The 16,158-nt window shown below is 45.7% G+C and carries 15 protein-coding genes; 9 read left to right on the forward strand and 6 right to left on the reverse strand.

From position 1 onward, the window contains the following. Positions 1-136 precede the first annotated feature (136 nt). The 6 genes from JOC33_RS09120 to fadH form a co-directional block, all read right to left on the reverse strand. Complete coding sequence (locus JOC33_RS09120; RefSeq protein ID WP_205092178.1) at positions 137-379, reverse strand: YkuS family protein; 243 nt, start codon at positions 377-379, stop codon at positions 137-139. A 72-nt stretch (positions 380-451) separates the two neighbouring features. Further along, a complete protein-coding gene (locus JOC33_RS09125) occupies positions 452-1,570 on the reverse strand; it encodes an N-acetyldiaminopimelate deacetylase (RefSeq protein ID WP_205092179.1) in 1,119 nt (372 codons plus the stop codon). A gap of 61 nt (positions 1,571-1,631) precedes the next feature. Further along, a complete protein-coding gene (gene dapD / locus JOC33_RS09130) occupies positions 1,632-2,351 on the reverse strand; it encodes a 2,3,4,5-tetrahydropyridine-2,6-dicarboxylate N-acetyltransferase (protein WP_205092180.1) in 720 nt (239 codons plus the stop codon). Positions 2,352-2,428: 77 nt separating this feature from the next. Next, positions 2,429-3,928 (reverse strand): MDR family MFS transporter, encoded by a 1,500-nt coding sequence (locus tag JOC33_RS09135; RefSeq protein ID WP_205092181.1) that lies wholly within the window; start codon positions 3,926-3,928, stop codon positions 2,429-2,431. Positions 3,929-4,091: 163 nt separating this feature from the next. Beyond that, positions 4,092-4,526, reverse strand: a complete 435-nt coding sequence (gene cbpB / locus JOC33_RS09140; RefSeq protein ID WP_205092182.1) for a cyclic-di-AMP-binding protein CbpB — start codon at positions 4,524-4,526, stop codon at positions 4,092-4,094. Between the two features lie 400 nt (positions 4,527-4,926). Further along, the gene (gene fadH, locus JOC33_RS09145) at positions 4,927-5,694 is read right to left on the reverse strand and encodes a 2,4-dienoyl-CoA reductase (RefSeq protein WP_205092183.1); all 768 of its coding nucleotides are present in this window, start codon (positions 5,692-5,694) and stop codon (positions 4,927-4,929) included. Positions 5,695-5,866: 172 nt separating this feature from the next. Between fadH and JOC33_RS09150 the strand changes: the two genes are divergently transcribed. From JOC33_RS09150 to leuB, 9 genes are all read left to right on the forward strand, one after another. After that, a complete protein-coding gene (locus JOC33_RS09150) occupies positions 5,867-6,724 on the forward strand; it encodes a metallophosphoesterase (protein ID WP_338054491.1) in 858 nt (285 codons plus the stop codon). 151 nt (positions 6,725-6,875) lie between these two features. Then, a complete protein-coding gene (locus JOC33_RS09155; protein WP_205092184.1) occupies positions 6,876-7,451 on the forward strand; it encodes an SCO family protein in 576 nt (191 codons plus the stop codon). Positions 7,452-7,531: 80 nt separating this feature from the next. Further along, positions 7,532-8,014 carry a YkyB family protein gene (locus JOC33_RS09160; protein ID WP_205092185.1) on the forward strand — a complete coding sequence of 161 codons (483 nt, stop codon included), beginning with the start codon at positions 7,532-7,534 and terminating at the stop codon, positions 8,012-8,014. 884 nt (positions 8,015-8,898) lie between these two features. Beyond that, the gene (ilvE, locus tag JOC33_RS09165; protein WP_205092186.1) at positions 8,899-9,804 is read left to right on the forward strand and encodes a branched-chain-amino-acid transaminase; all 906 of its coding nucleotides are present in this window, start codon (positions 8,899-8,901) and stop codon (positions 9,802-9,804) included. Between the two features lie 400 nt (positions 9,805-10,204). Further along, entirely contained in the window at positions 10,205-11,944 is a 1,740-nt protein-coding gene (ilvB, locus tag JOC33_RS09170) for an acetolactate synthase large subunit (protein ID WP_205092187.1), read from the forward strand. Continuing rightward, the gene (gene ilvN / locus JOC33_RS09175) at positions 11,929-12,450 is read left to right on the forward strand and encodes an acetolactate synthase small subunit (RefSeq protein WP_205092188.1); all 522 of its coding nucleotides are present in this window, start codon (positions 11,929-11,931) and stop codon (positions 12,448-12,450) included. Before ilvB ends, ilvN begins: the two co-directional genes overlap by 16 nt. Before the next feature lie 25 nt (positions 12,451-12,475). Further along, a complete protein-coding gene (gene ilvC, locus JOC33_RS09180; protein ID WP_205092189.1) occupies positions 12,476-13,489 on the forward strand; it encodes a ketol-acid reductoisomerase in 1,014 nt (337 codons plus the stop codon). A 4-nt stretch (positions 13,490-13,493) separates the two neighbouring features. After that, positions 13,494-15,038: a 2-isopropylmalate synthase gene (locus tag JOC33_RS09185; RefSeq protein ID WP_205092190.1), complete on the forward strand. Its 1,545-nt coding sequence runs from the start codon at positions 13,494-13,496 to the stop codon at positions 15,036-15,038. A 12-nt stretch (positions 15,039-15,050) separates the two neighbouring features. Next, entirely contained in the window at positions 15,051-16,157 is a 1,107-nt protein-coding gene (gene leuB, locus JOC33_RS09190) for a 3-isopropylmalate dehydrogenase (protein WP_205092191.1), read from the forward strand. Position 16,158: the final 1 nt, after the last annotated feature.

Here is a 16,158-nt window from a genome sequence, read left to right on the forward strand (position 1 = left end):
GCGCTTCCGCTTTTGTTTCATCCAGCTCAGCGTCTACCCCCTCGTGGTCTTAAGCCCATCCTCTCTGTGACAAAAATCGTCACGGCGAGGCTTGGCTTAAGCTGGTCGGGGGACCAAGGCGCTTCCGCTTTTGTTTCTACCCTAGCCGTTGTTCCACCTGGCTGCAAACTTCTTCTGCCGTGCAGCCATGAGCGTTAATGACTGATTTTTCTGTTACTGTATCCTGCATGCCCATGGTGTCTTTGTCCTGCCCTGAAATAACACAGCAGTCACAGCCATCAGCATCCTGTTCATTTCTCATGGTAACAATATCATACCCTTTTTCTTTTAATGCGGAACTTATGTCTGCAAGACTTTCTTCTACTGCGATTTTTTTCATGGTACCTTCCTCCTTTGGTTTTGTACATACTATATTGTTACCTTGAGGAAAGAAGGTATGCAGCAAGCATTGTCACTTCCAGTTGCGGATGGTTTTTTCAACCACATCTACACCTATTGGCAGCGCTTTTTCATCTGGAGAAAGCCGTGCATGATGCAAACCATTTTCGGAATCTACACCGAGCCAGAACATGAAACCGGGAATTTCTCTTAACATGAAACCAAAATCTTCCCCAGTCATCGCAGCAGGAGCCTCAATAATATTCACATCTGCAAGCGAAGCTACCTGTTTAAATTGAGCGACGGCCGTTGAGTCATTGGAAACTTGATAATAATTGGACCCGTAATCAATGTGAATAAGACAGTCATGTCCTGTCTCGATACCTTTTGAAAGGAGTTCAATTTGTTTCTTCACTTGATTCATCGCTTCTGGGGACATCGTACGGATTGTACCTTCAAGACGGGCAGTTTCAGCGATGATATTTTGTACGGTTCCCCCCACAATTTTTCCGACTGTGATGACAGCACTGTCTAGCGGGTCGACCCCGCGTGAGACAATTTGCTGAAGGCGAGTGACAAAATCACTTGCAGCAACAACCATGTCCCGTGTCAAATGAGGATAGGCTGCGTGTCCTCCCTTTCCTTTCAAATCGATGAAAAGTTCACTTGTATTTGCAAAGAGGATCCCTTCCTTAGTCGAAAGCGTGCCGACAGGAAGCTCAGGGGCAATATGCTGTGCGAAAATGACATCCGGCCGCCATTGCTGGAATTCCTCGCTTTCTAATAAAGGAAGTGCTCCTCCCGGCCCCTCTTCTGCCGGCTGGAAAATCATGACCACATTATGTTCTGGTGGTTTTTCTGCCAGCCTGTGCAGCACCCCGAGAGCTATCGTCATATGGAAATCATGTCCACAGGCATGCATCCTGCCTTCATGACGGGAATGAAAAGAATAACCTGTCTCCTCCTTAATTGGAAGTCCATCGATATCCGCACGGTAACCAATCGTTTTACCTGGTCTGATTCCTTTTATATAAACAAGAACCCCAGTCCGCCATGTTTTTACGGTTAGATGTTTCTGTGGAAAGGAGCTGATCTGATCAAGTAAATATTGCTGCGTTTTGTATTCTTGAAAGCCTAACTCCGGAATCTGGTGCAGCTGTCTCCGTATGGTTGTCAATTGTTCCGATTCCATGCTAATCCGTCCTTTCGCTTATAGAAATGGCCCTGCAATCAGCAAGGCCACTCTTTTACAGTCAATTATCCAGTTTACGCAATTCCTGTTTGATTTCGGTTTTCGATTTGGTCTGATCGTCGATATCTTTTATTTTCTTAGCAGGTGTACCTGCTACAAGTGTATTGGGAGGAACGTCTTCAGTTACAATCGCACCTGCTGCAACTACAGAACCTTGCCCTACGGTAACACCCTCCAATACAACTGCATTTGCGCCAATAATGACGCCGTCTTCAATGACTACAGGGCTGGCGGATGGCGGTTCAATGACACCAGCGAGTACTGCTCCGGCACCGATGTGACAGTTTTTTCCTACAGTCGCTCTTCCACCTAATACGACATTCATATCAATCATCGTTCCGTCCCCTACCACGGAACCGATATTAATCATGGCACCCATCATAATGATACAGCCGTCGCCGATTTCCACTTGGTCGCGAATGACTGCTCCCGGCTCAATCCGTGCGTTTACCTCTTTCAAATCAAGCAGCGGAATGGCAGAGTTTCTACGGTCATTTTCCAGGACATAATCTTCAATATTATTTTTATTCGTCTCAAGCGCTTGTTTGATCGCTTTCCATTCTCCGAATAATACGCCAGTTTTTTCATCAACAAAATCCTGTATCTCTTCACCAAAATCGATGTCGGTGAGGTTTTCTCCTTTTACGTAAACTTTTACTGGTGTGGATTTGGTACTATTTGAGATAAAAGAAATAATTTCGTTAGCATCCATCTGTTTCAATGTCTATTCCTCCTCTGTTATGTATCCTTACTGTTTCATTTTACTGTATCAAAGTGCCATAGCTGTGACAAGAATTTTCATTTTGCATCCCCTTTTGGGAGTAAAGTGATTAATAAGAAGCTGAGGACCGCCAGCACCAGTATTCCGATATAAACGTAATGAAGGCCAGTGGTAAGGGAATCCCGCAAAACATCGAGTGCTTCCTGTGACAGTGACCCTCTTCGTTCGGGATCCAGGAGCACGTTTGCTGAATCGACGGACAACTTGTCTTGCAGGCCTGCTTTTTCAATGGTCGACTGGATATGGCTGTTCAACAGGCCACCCAGTAAGGCAGCACCAACTGCACTGCCTAATGAACGCATAAACATGTTGGAAGCAGTCGCTATCCCCCTTGTTTTCCAGTCCACTGTGCTCTGGATGGAAACTATGAAAGAAGTGGTGGAGAGCCCCATCCCGACGCCGATGAAAAAGGAACCGGCAGCAGCCCATACGGGGCCTTTATCAGGTGATAACAGGAAGAAAAATATCCCCCCTATAATCAAGGAGATACCACCGATCATGGAGGTTGTCCGAAACCCGATTCTAAGCAGCAGCCTTCCTGCAAGTGCAGAGGATATCGGCCAGCCGATTGACATCGTTGTCAAAGTAAAGCCTGCAACGGTTGCGGACCGTTCCATTACACCCTGCACGAAAGCGGGTAGATAACTGGATACGCCGATTAAAATCATCCCGGTAGTAAGCGAGGTCAAGTTCGCAACGGAAATCGATCGATATTTCCAGATGTGAAATGGCATCATCGGTGACTTTGCCCGTTTTTCCTGGAAAAAAAACAAGGTGAATCCGACTGTGGTTACGGAGAGGAGCAGGAACATCAAAGGGGAATCCCAGGAAATCCTGACTCCCCCTTCCACCAGGATGAGCATCAGGGCACTGACAGCTAAAAACATGTAAACAGCACCAGCATAGTCTATGGTTCGGTTCGATTTGTCGGGTTCTTCATGGAAGAATACGAGAATGCCGACCATGGCAAGAATACCTAACGGAATGTTCATCCAAAAGACAAACGGCCAGCTGATCGTCTCGACAAAAAAACCTCCCAACGCCGGACCAGTGACAGCAGAAATTCCCCAGACACTGGAGAGATACCCCTGAATATTCGCTCTCTCTTCTTTGGTGTAAATATCCCCCACTATTGTTGTGGCTATCGGCATCAAAGCCCCCGCGCCCAGACCCTGGACTAAGCGAAAGACGATCAGCATTTTCATCGACCCAGCAAACCCACATAAAGTCGAACCTATCAGGAACAGAGAAATGCCTAACAAGAAAATAGGTTTCCTTCCGAATATATCAGAAAGTTTCCCAAAAATGAGCACAGTGGCTGCGTTGGTAAGCAAATACGCGGAAAATACCCAGCTATAAAGACTGAAACCTCCCAAATCTGCAACAATACTCGGCATAGCCGTGGATACAATGGTCGCTTCAATCGCTGCCAGAAACATGGCAAGCATAATCGAAGCAAGGATAAGTGGACGCTTCAATTTCTTTTTATGTACGTGGCTAGTGGTTGTCATGGTCATCTTTTTTCCTCTCTGATTTAAAGAAGAGGCCCGCTCTATTGCAGCTTCCTCCCGCTTTCCAATCCGCGGTTTGAGAAACTACCCTTGAGCAAGCCCCTTGTTAGAAAATATTTAAGTATCTGTTTTCCATTGTTATATCTGCGATGTAGTTATTCTTGGAGAATTAAGCGTGCAAATGGCGGTTCAACTGCTTTAAAATTGCCCTTCGTGTCAGAATCCCGTCAAATGAACCATCTTCGTTCGCTACACATACGAACGGATGGTCGATGACTGACTTCAGAGCAGTTTCAAAATCGTCTTCTTTATTAAGGCAAGGAATATCCGTTTCCATCACATCACCGACACACTTTTCCGATAGTGCGTTCAATTCGAATTGTTCAATGCCAAGTGTTTCCTCAAGAATCATAGCTTTACTGATTACTCCTTGAAGACGAAAGGTAGGATCGAGAACAGGAACGGCTGAATAGCCTGACTTCACAAGGACTAACAACGCGTGTTCCAATGGGTTTCCTAGTTGGACATGAGCTACTTTTTCTGCTGGAATCATTAATTCCATTACTGAGATTTGAGCTAATTCATTGTACTCTACACTTATCATCTTACACACTCCCTTTTTAATCGAGCAGTTGAAGGAGTTTAGATACACGCAACTTGCCTACATTTAACATTTTAACATAAACCACATGGCATAACTATTCTGCCTGGAAACAAAAAAGAACAAATTGGAACAATTTAGTAATTGCTTCCGACTACTCTCTCATACCCCGATTCTTTATTACGGTAAACCTGTTTGACTTTTTGTTTTTATTTTCAGAATTTATCACTAATTCGGTCAATTTATGCTTCTTACAGCTGGTACATATGCCTGGCTGTTTGAAAATCAGGCAGCAATGGGGACATTTGTAAAACATTCCGTTCATCCTTTTTGATACTATATGTTCGTGGATATACTGCTGTGCTTGAATAAACGAGCATTGAAACTTAAGCGTATCCCTTGTTCAGAACGGAAACTGATTCAACCATTGTCCGCCATCAAGCGTTACGACCTCTCCATTCATATAGGAAGCTTTCTCAGATAGGATAAAATGGGCCAGGTCGGCGATTTCTTCTGGTGTACCTAAACGTTTTAATGGCACCGAATTTAACGTCCTCTTAGCAGCTGCCTCCGATTCAAACAGTTTTTCAGCCCCGCCTGTCCGTTCAATTGGACCGGGAGCTATCGCATTTGCCCTAATGCCGTATCGATATCCCCATTCAACCGCAAGCGTCCGCGTCATAGCAAGTACCCCTGCTTTTGCCGAAGCAGAATGTATCACCCCTGCCCCGGCATTCCAGGCATATGTGGCAACAATGTTGAGAATCGATCCTTTTCTATTATTTGCAATCCAATAATTACCGACCGCATGACTACAATAAAATGTTCCATTCAACACGATATCAATAACAGATTTCCATCCATTAGGTGTCAACTTCTCAGCGGGCGAAATGAAATTTCCTGCTGCATTATTCACAAGATGATCGATGCCGCCAAAAGTTTCGACGGTTTCGTTCACCATTCGCTCTACGTCCCTTATTTCCCTTACATCCATTATGACTGTTTTTATTTTTGACAGGTCCTCCCCGCTTATCTCGTGTTTAGCCTTTATGAGCCTCTCTTCATTTCTTCCGGTAATGACGACGCTGGCTCCTTCTTGTACAAACTTTTTTGCCATATACTTTCCCATACCGTTCGACCCGCCAGTTACGATTACTACCTGACCATTCATTCTGTCTTCCCCCTTCACTATTGTTAGTTATTCCAGAAAAGGGGAGAAATTCCTGTTCCTTTTCGAAATTTATCATTTTATTATCAAAGTGTTTTCACAACAGCTACTAAACTATCAGCGTGCTATAATTACATAATGGAATGAAGTTGTTTGATAGAGAGAGGTTATTTCTATGAAAATGAAACGCCGCACCTTTTTGAAAAAGATGTTTGGCAGCCTCCTTGCCTTCTTTGGACTCGGGGGAGGAACCTATTATTATGCCCGCTACATGGAACCGGATATGCTGACTATTCAAACGGAAACAATCAAGAATACATCAATCCCGGAAAGCTTCCAGGATTTTAAAATCGTCCAATTCACCGACACACACGTGGGTTTTCACTATTCCCTTGATCAATTAAAAAATGTCGTAGACACCATAAATCAACAACAGCCTGACCTTATATTGTTTACGGGGGATCTGGTTGATAAACCACATGAATATACGTGGGATGAAGATATCGTGTCCGTATTGGAGCAGCTTCAAGCCCCGCACGGTAAATACTGGATTTACGGAAACCACGACCATGGCGGCTATGGAACAGAAGTTGTTAAAAAAACGATGGCCGACTCTGGCTTTACAGTACTACAGAACAGCAGCACCGCCATCCAAAAAGGGAATGGACTTTTCTATCTCGCAGGGTTAGACGATGTCATGCTTGGACGCCCGAACCTTGAAAAAGCGCTGCAAGGAGTAGATCCCAGTGTGTTCACAATCATGATGGTCCATGAACCCGATTACGCCGATTATGTAAAACGTTTCCCGGTAGACGTGCAACTGTCCGGCCACAGCCACGGCGGCCAAATTCAGGTACCATTGTTCGGTTATCTGGTTACACCACCCCATGCCGAAAAATATGTTGAAGGATTTCATGAACTTGGGGATTACCCACTTCAGCTTTACGTCAGCCGAGGCCTTGGAACGACACGACTTCCATACCGCTTCCTGTGCAAACCGGAGCTGACTGTTTTTAAATTGTCGAACAAATAATGCGGGTAAATCGACTTTTTTGTGAAAAAATGTGGAATAATAGTTAAAGAGGAGTATTTCATGGTAAAATGGACCCTGGATTCCTAATGGAAAAAAGAAAACAAATGCCCTGCAGCAAAGACTGCAGGTTTATCATTACAGGGGGATTAGCATGAAGCAATTACTCAAAATAGCGACATTCTCTTTTGTCCTTTTACTCCTTAGTGCCTGCGGACAAGAGATAGAGGGAAATATGTCCAGGGATGTAGCTAAGTTTACTGCAACGAACCAACATGGAGAAAAAGTCAGTTTATCGGATTACAAAGGTAAGTACTGGGTCGCCAATTTTATTTTCACGAGCTGTGACACTGTCTGCCCTTCCATGACAGGAAACATGGCCAGATTACAAAAAATGATTAAGGACGAAGGCATCAAAGATGTACAGCTAGTTTCTTTCTCGGTTGACCCTGAAACCGACACACCAGAAAAACTGAAATCATTCGCCGATAAATACAACCCTGACTACAAGATGTGGGACTTCCTGACAGGATATAAGTTCTCAGAAATCAGGGAGTTGTCCATCAAATCCTTTGCTTCGTTACTCGAAGATATTCCCGATTCCGATCAAATGACTCATGGAACCAGCTTTTTTCTTGTGACACCTGAAGGGAAAGTCATTAAAAGCTACAAAGGTATCAAAGCTTCCGAGATGGAAGTCATTTTAGAAGATTTGAAAAAAACCCAATAGCAGCGAGTGCCAGGCGCTTCACTTTTTCAGTGCCTGGTTACGCTGTCCTGGTTAAATAGCCTGTGAAAGGAGTTCATCCAATGAAAGAAAATAAACCGCTTTCTTCCCAGGAAATAGCTGAGGCCCTGTTCATTGTCAATCGACACGCAAAAACAGCTCCTGAGCCGAAGGAGTTATACGACTTAAAAAAACACACGATCCAACAGCTTCTTCGTGAAAACAAAGCAGAGAAAATCGGCCTCCACTACTCCGACCACCCCAAACTAAGCCGACAGCACTCCACCCTGTTGATTCAAGTCGGCAACTACTACTTCCATGTACCTGCCGAAAAACAAGACTTTCACAACCTAAAACACCTTGGAAAGCTAGATCAGAATTATCGTAATCCGAAACCTAGATTATCCTTGTCACGTGCCAAAAAAATGCTTTACCGCTATTTGAATTGGAAGAAGCCCGTCACCAGGACTGCACCTTCCCCTGTCAGAAACACCCGGCGGCAATCCCCTTCCTATCTCGGCACGATGCATATTGCACCATGGAATCAACGCGGAAAACGCTCCTGATCAAAATTTCTTCTATATTCAACAACCACATGCTTACCACTTCATAAATGTCATAGAATTGTCAAAAATCCCTGTTACCTGACAGGGATTTTTTTAGCATATAGAGAAACATTGGCTCAATCTTTTTGTCTGCAGTGCGTGCGAAACCACTCGCTTATTCGCGAACAAACGCCTCCCGCGTGATAAAAAAAGAGATCACTGAAAAAGATGTAAAAAGCTGTACATCGTTGTTTTAATTTATGCAAATCGCTTGTCGGTGGATGCTTGCCGTGGGCACGGCCTCAAGCATTCTTGGTCAAGAAATTCACTTGACTAAGTGGATCTTCGGCTCGCGCTGTTCCCGCGGGTGTCACCACATTTGTGGATTCAAACGATGTCCTTCCAGAAAGAGTCCTTTTTCTCTCTTCTGCAGGCAACCGTCAATAATGCTTGTTCACACACTTTCTCCTTTTTGCTCAATCGAAATTAACCTAGCCAATGAAGTTTCTTTACATCAGTGAAAGTATGTTCTACTTCCTCTTCACTCATCCGAAAAATCTTTTTCAAAAACCCCTTCAGGTTTCGTTCACAAAAAAGCATGCAAAATTTTTCAAGAAATTTTTTTCACACCCAGTTTGTTGACATGACAAAGATGTAAGCGTTTTCTACTTATCTGACTTATCTAAAATGTCTGAAAACTTTCTTTTTACCTGTTGACCTTCTCAAAATAAGGGAGTATAGTAATCGTCAACTTCAAAAAAACTTCGCAGGGTCATCTCATAAAGCAGGTGCCTAGGCACTGAGTTGGACGCTTTTTAGCAGATGTTGGCGAATTGGAATTTTAGAAGCCATTTAATTCAGAATCTTTTCAAAAAAACAATAACTGACAGAGAGGAGTGCAGGTAATGAGTAACCAATGGATTTATCTCAACGGCGAATATGTTACAAAAGACAACGCAGTCGTATCGGTATACGACCACGGTTTTCTATATGGAGATGGGGTGTTCGAAGGTATTCGTGTCTACAGCGGAAACATCTTCAAGCTTGATGAACATCTTGACCGTTTATATGACTCGGCGAAATCAGTCATGATCGATATCCCATTCACCAAGGAAGAATTCCAGGAAGTAATTGCGGAAACTGTCCGCAAAAACCATTTGGAGACCGCTTATATTCGCGTTGTTGTTTCCAGAGGTCCTGGAGATCTGGGACTTGACCCGACGAAATGTCCGGAACCTCGCATTGTTGTCATTGCGGAAGCACTCGCTCTCTTTCCAAAGGAATTGTACGAACGAGGTGTCCGCCTTGCATCGGTAGCAAGCCGCAGGAACCGGCCGGATGTCCTTCCGCCTCAAGTAAAATCATTGAATTACATGAATAATATACTTGTCAAAATGGAAGCCAACCAGGCAGGAGTCGATGAAGCCCTGATGTTGAACGATCAAGGTTATGTCACAGAAGGCTCTGCCGATAATATTTTCATCGTCAAAAATGGCGTTATCACCACACCTCCTACCTACTTAGGAGCACTGGAAGGAATTACGAGGAATACAATCATGGCCCTAGCCAAGAACTTAGGCTATGAAATGCGGGAACAACCATTCACGAGACATGATGTGTATGTAGCGGATGAAGTCTTCTTGACTGGTACTGCTGCGGAAGTTATCGGCGTAAACGAAGTGGATTCACGCCCGATCAATAACAGAAGACCTGGTAAAGTTACCGGACATTTGCTTTCTGAATTCCGCAAACTTACCACAACTGACGGCTACAAAGTTTATGAATCAAAAGATAAAGCTCAGGTAAGCTGAGCTGACATAAAGATCCATTGTCAATCGAATGATAAGAAATCCATGACGGGAATAAAGGGATAAGAGCCTGTATTCACAGAGAGCCGGGGTTGCTGGAAGCCCGGAAATACACCTTATCCCGACATCCTCCCCGAGTGTCGCGCTGAACTGCGAACAGTAGGCGTGACCAGGTGTCGCCTGGCACCTGTTATCAAAAGGAGCTGATAATAGTCATGCAGCTCCCTAAGGCAGCATTTGCAAAAATGCTGTAAACGAGGGTGGTACCGTGAAAAGACTTTAAAAGCCTTTTCTCCCCTCTTCACCTACAACATCGATGTGTAGTTGAGGAGGGGTTGAAAAGGCTTTTTTCATTGTCCTCAAATCAATTCATTCATCAATACATTTTAGGAGGGATTTAAAAATGAAGGTAGAAGCGAAGCCGCACTACGAGAGGAATACTGATACTAAGCCAAAAACAGGTGCGGACTTGTTAGTGGATGCACTGATCCAGCAGGAAGTAAAAACGATTTTTGGTTATCCGGGAGGTGCAGTATTACCGATTTACGACGCTCTGCACCGTGCCGGAGATTCCTTCCACCATGTGCTTGCCAGGCATGAACAAGGATCCATCCATGCGGCAGAAGGCTATGCCCGTGTTACAGGAAAACCTGGAGTCGTCATTGCGACTTCCGGACCGGGAGCGACGAACCTGATTACTGGTATAGCTGATGCCATGATGGACTCCCTTCCCATCGTCGTATTCACCGGCCAGGTCGCCCGAGGAGTGATCGGAACCGACGCTTTTCAGGAAGCGGACGTCATGGGCATTACAACACCGATTACAAAGCACAATTACCAGGTACAATCCCTTGCCGACCTTCCACGGACTGTCAAAGAAGCTTTTCATATCGCTTCTACCGGAAGGCCTGGCCCTGTGGTTGTCGATATTCCAAAAGATATATCGTCGGAAGTGGAAGAGAATCCTCCTAGCGTCGACTTTTCTCTTCCTGGCTATCAGCCGAACCTGAAGCCGAATCCACTCCAGGTCAAAAAGTTGACTGATGCTCTTGCACATGCCAAGAGGCCAGTCATCCTGGCAGGTGCTGGAGTGATCCATGGAAAGGCAGCCGAGGAACTGAAAACATTCGCAGAATCGCACTCCCTTCCAGTCGTAAACACGCTGCTTGGGCTTGGCTCCTTTCCTGGCAGCCATCCATTATCACTCGGTATGGGAGGCATGCATGGTACCTATACCGCCAACATGGCTTTATATGAATGCGACTTGCTCATCAACATTGGGGCAAGATTCGATGACAGGCTGACCGGTAAGTTAGAGCATTTTGCACCACAGGCGACCGTAGCTCATATCGATATCGACCCGGCGGAAATCGGCAAAAATGTTCCGACACAGATTCCGATTGTTTCTGATTCCAAAGCAGCGCTGGAAGAGCTGATCAGACAGTCGAAGGAGATACCACATGTGGAAGAATGGCTGGAAACCTTAAAAGGTTACCAAAAGGAATATCCACTTTGGTACAACAACCCGGAGTCAAAATTGGTACCTCAATGGCTACTGGAAAAAGTGCATGACTATACCGGCGGGAATGCGATTATCACGACAGATGTCGGACAGCATCAAATGTGGGCAGCCCAATATTACAAGCTCGAGAAACCGAACCGCTGGGTTACCTCAGGAGGTCTTGGCACAATGGGATTCGGCTTCCCTGCTGCTATCGGAGCGCAAATCGCCTCCCCTGATGACACCGTTGTTGCCGTCGTCGGTGACGGAGGATTCCAAATGACACTGCAGGAACTATCCCTTCTCCAGGAACTGGACCTTCCGGTTAAAGTGCTGATCGTCAACAACGAAGCCCTTGGTATGGTCCGGCAGTGGCAGGAAAAGTTCTATGAAGAACGTTATTCCCAATCATTGCTTAATACTCAGCCTGATTTCGTTAAACTTGCTGAAAGTTATAATCTGAAAGGAATGAAAATAACTTCCCAGCAAGACATTGAAGAAAAACTTCCAGATGCTTTGAAAACAAGAGAACCGATGGTCATCGACTGTCGTGTCCTCCGGGAAGAAAACGTCTATCCTATGATTGCTCCTGGAAAAGGGCTTCATGAAATGATAGGAGTGAAACCATGCGAAGAATCGTGACAGCGACCGTACAAAATCGAAGCGGCGTTTTAAACAGGGTCACTGGCCTTCTCGCTAAACGGCAGTTCAATATCGAAAGTATATCAGTTGGCAGAACCGAAACAGAGGGCATCTCAAAAATGACAATAGTCGTAGACGTGCCTGACACCCAGAAGCTCGAGCAGTTGACTAAACAGCTGAATAAGCAGATCGATGTACTGAAGGTTTCTGACATCACCGATAAAGCAATTGTCGCAAGCGAACTTGCTTTGATCCGCGTCGGAAGCAACGCGCAGCTTCGAAGTGAAATCCAGGGAATCATCGAACCATTCCGCGCCTCTGTTATCGATATCAGCAGAGATAGTCTGACCGTTCAGGTGACAGGTAAACATGAAAAGATCGAGGCGCTGATCGACCTCCTTCGGCCGTATGGCATCAAGGAGCTCGCCCGGACTGGGTTAACCGCATTCCTACGCGGACACCAGCCGCAAGTTACAGAAATGAAGAATTATTCCATTTTAAAATAAAAACTTTTTGAGAGGATGAATAATTATGGCAAAAGTACTTTATCACAACGACATTAATGAACAGGTGCTGACAAACAAAAAAGTGGCGGTGATCGGATATGGATCACAGGGCCACGCTCACGCTTTGAATTTGAAAGAAAGCGGCAACCAGGTTGTTGTCGGGCTAAGAAAAGGAAAATCCTGGGATAAAGCCGAGGAGGACGGTTTAGAAGTGAAAACTGTTCCGGAAGCTGTCGAAGAAGCAGACGTCGTGATGGTCCTTCTTCCAGATGAACATCAGCCGAAAGTTTTTGAGGAACAAATCAAACCTCATCTGCAGGCAGGAAATGCATTGGCATTCGCCCATGGCTTCAATGTCCATTTCAACCAGGTCGTCCCTCCTGCTGATGTCGATGTTTTCCTTGTCGCCCCGAAAGGCCCAGGACATCTCGTTAGAAGGACTTATGAAGAAGGCGCAGGTGTACCTGCCTTGATCGGTGTCGAACAGGATTACTCCGGGGAAGCGAAAGAAATTGCCCTTGCTTATGCAAAAGGAATCGGTGCCGGTCGTGCCGGTGTACTGGAGACAACATTCCAGGAAGAAACCGAAACAGACTTGTTCGGTGAGCAGGCAGTCCTTTGCGGCGGGCTATCCAATCTGGTCAAATCCGGATTCGAAACGCTGACAGAAGCCGGCTACCAGCCAGAAGTCGCTTACTTCGAGTGCATGCACGAACTGAAGCTGATCGTCGATCTTATGTATGAAGGCGGACTGGAGTACATGCGCTACTCTATTTCTGATACTGCCCAGTGGGGTGACTTTGTATCAGGACCACGCGTCATCAACGAAGAAACCAAAGCACGGATGAAAGAAGTACTCAGTGATATCCAGACAGGTAAATTCGCTAAAGGCTGGATCACAGAAAACCAGGTCAACAGACCAGAATTCAACGCTACCAATAATTTAGAAAACAACCATCAAATCGAAAAAGTCGGCCGGGAACTTCGCGAACTGATGCCTTTCGTCAAACAGCAGAAAAAACAAAAACAGGAGGTGTAAGCTGATGAGTCACGTGAATGTGTTCGATACAACGCTTCGGGATGGTGAGCAGTCAGCAGGAGTAAATTTAAATAAACTGGAAAAGATTGAGATCGCCAGACAATTAGAACGCTTCGGCGTTGATGTCATGGAGGCCGGTTTTCCGGCTTCCTCTCAAGGGGAGTTCGAAGCGGTACAACACATTGCCCGGACCATCAAAGGCGTTTCCGTAGCCGGTCTGGCACGTGCGAAGAAAAGCGATATCGATACAGCCTGGGAAGCCTTGAAGGATGGCGTGGAGCCCCGCCTCCACATCTTCCTGGCCACCTCCCCTATCCACATGACCTATAAATTGAAAAAGACACCAGAAGAAGTACTTCAAATTGCAGTCGAAACGGTAGCATATGCCAAACAGAAATTCCCTCACGTGGAATGGTCGGCCGAGGATGCAACACGGACAGATGTCGACTTTCTGGTTAAAGTCGTTGAAGCCGTCATTGATGCCGGGGCAACCGTCATCAACATACCTGATACAGTCGGTTACACGACGCCTGAAGAATATGGCAAATTGTTCCGTCATTTGAGAGAGAATGTGCCGAACATTGATAAAGTAACGCTTTCCGCCCATTGTCATGATGATTTGGGCATGGCGGTCGCGAATTCTATTGCAGCCATTGAAAACGGTGCTACTCAGGTGGAAGGAACGATCAATGGCATCGGTGAACGTGCGGGAAATGCTTCCCTTGAAGAAATTGCGGTCGCTTTGAAGATACGGCAAGATCAATATCCGTTCACCACCAATTTAAACTTGAAAGAAATCAAGCGTACCAGTGACATCGTATCTAAGCTTACGGGCATGGCTATACCCGGAAATAAAGCTGTTGTTGGAAAGAATGCCTTTGCTCACGAATCAGGCATCCATCAGGATGGTGTCCTGAAAGAAGCAAGCACCTATGAAATCATCACCCCGGAGATGGTTGGTGTAACTTCCAACAGCATGGTATTAGGAAAACACTCCGGCAGCCACGCTTTCCGCGAGAAAGTCCAGGAGCTGGGCTACAGGTTCAGTGAGGCAAAAATGAAAGAAGTATTCGAGACCTTTAAACAGCTGACTGCACGTAAGAAAGAAGTGACAGATGAAGACTTGTTCACAATATTGATGGAAGCACAGCTTGAAAATGTCACTGTTAAAAAATATGAGCTTCAAGCCTTTCAGGTTCACTATGGTTCTGCCAACTTGCCGACAGCTACTGTGGCATTGACTACACCGGAAGGCAGCCGGAAAGAACATGCCGGTATGGGCCAAGGAAGTGTAGAAGCGATCTACAATACGCTTGAAAGCCTTGTTCATGAAGAAATCCACTTGCAGGATTACCAGCTGAGTTCAATTGGTAAAGGCAGAGATGCCCTTGCAGAAGTCCACGTCAAAATGACCGTCAATGGTACGGAAACGAGTGGCCGAGGAACTGCACAGGACGTTTTGGAAGCATCCGCAAATGCTTTCTTGAATGCAGTCAATCGGATTTTTCTGACTCAACAGGTTGACCAACAAAAAAAGGCACAAGTATAAGGGGGATTTTACATGGAAAAGCATATCGTTTTACTTCCTGGAGACGGGATCGGCCAAGAAATAATCGGTTCTGCTAAAGCTGTTCTTGAAGAAGTTGCCTGTCTGTTCGATCACAAGTTTACGTTTGAATCCCATGATATCGGCGGGACTGCCGTGGATAAACATGACACCCCCCTTCCTGCTGAGACAGTGAAGGCATGTAAACAGGCAGATGCTATCTTACTCGGAGCGGTTGGCGGTCCTAAATGGGATCAGAATCCTTCCCATCTCCGCCCGGAAAAAGGACTCCTTGGCATCCGGAAAGAACTTGAGCTGTTTGCCAATCTGCGACCGGTTAAGGGCTTCAAAAAGCTCTTGTCTGCTTCTCCATTGAAGGAGGAAGTCGTTGAAAACAGTGATCTCCTGATTGTTCGCGAGCTGACTGGCGGCCTCTATTTCGGGACACCAAGCGAACGTCAGGAAAACGGCCAGGCGGTGGTCGACACGCTATATTACCAGCGTCATGAAATTGAACGAATTGTCGATAAAGCCTTTCAGAGCGCAAAGCTTCGCAGGAAGCACCTGACTTCCGTTGATAAAGCGAATGTACTCGAATCCAGTAAGCTGTGGCGGGAAATTGTGGAAGAGAAAAAGCAGGAATATCCTGAAGTGACTGTTGAGCATATGCTTGTGGACGCAGCAGCTATGAAACTGATACAGAATCCGGCCCAATTTGATGTCATAGTGACCGAGAATATGTTCGGAGATATTTTAAGTGATGAGGCATCCGTCTTGACCGGGTCCCTCGGAATGCTTCCTTCTGCAAGCCTTCGATCGGATCAACTGGGTCTGTATGAACCTGTTCACGGTTCAGCCCCTGATATCGCAGGACAAAATATCGCTAATCCGCTTGCGATGATCCTGTCAGCTGCATTGATGCTCCGCCACTCTTTCAAGCTGGAAGATGAAGCGGCACTGGTAGAGACAGCTGTAGAGGAAGTAATCAATGCAGGCTACCACACTGGTGACTTGAATGTCGCAGGAGGATCCCGGGTGAACACTGTGCAAATGACCGACAAAGTCATCGACCATTTGTCACCAAGCGATGCCATGAGCTGCATCATGCGGGCTTATGCCTGAT

It is taken from the genome of Thalassobacillus pellis, assembly GCF_016908295.1.
GTDB classification, from domain to species: domain Bacteria; phylum Bacillota; class Bacilli; order Bacillales; family Halobacillaceae; genus Thalassobacillus; species Thalassobacillus pellis.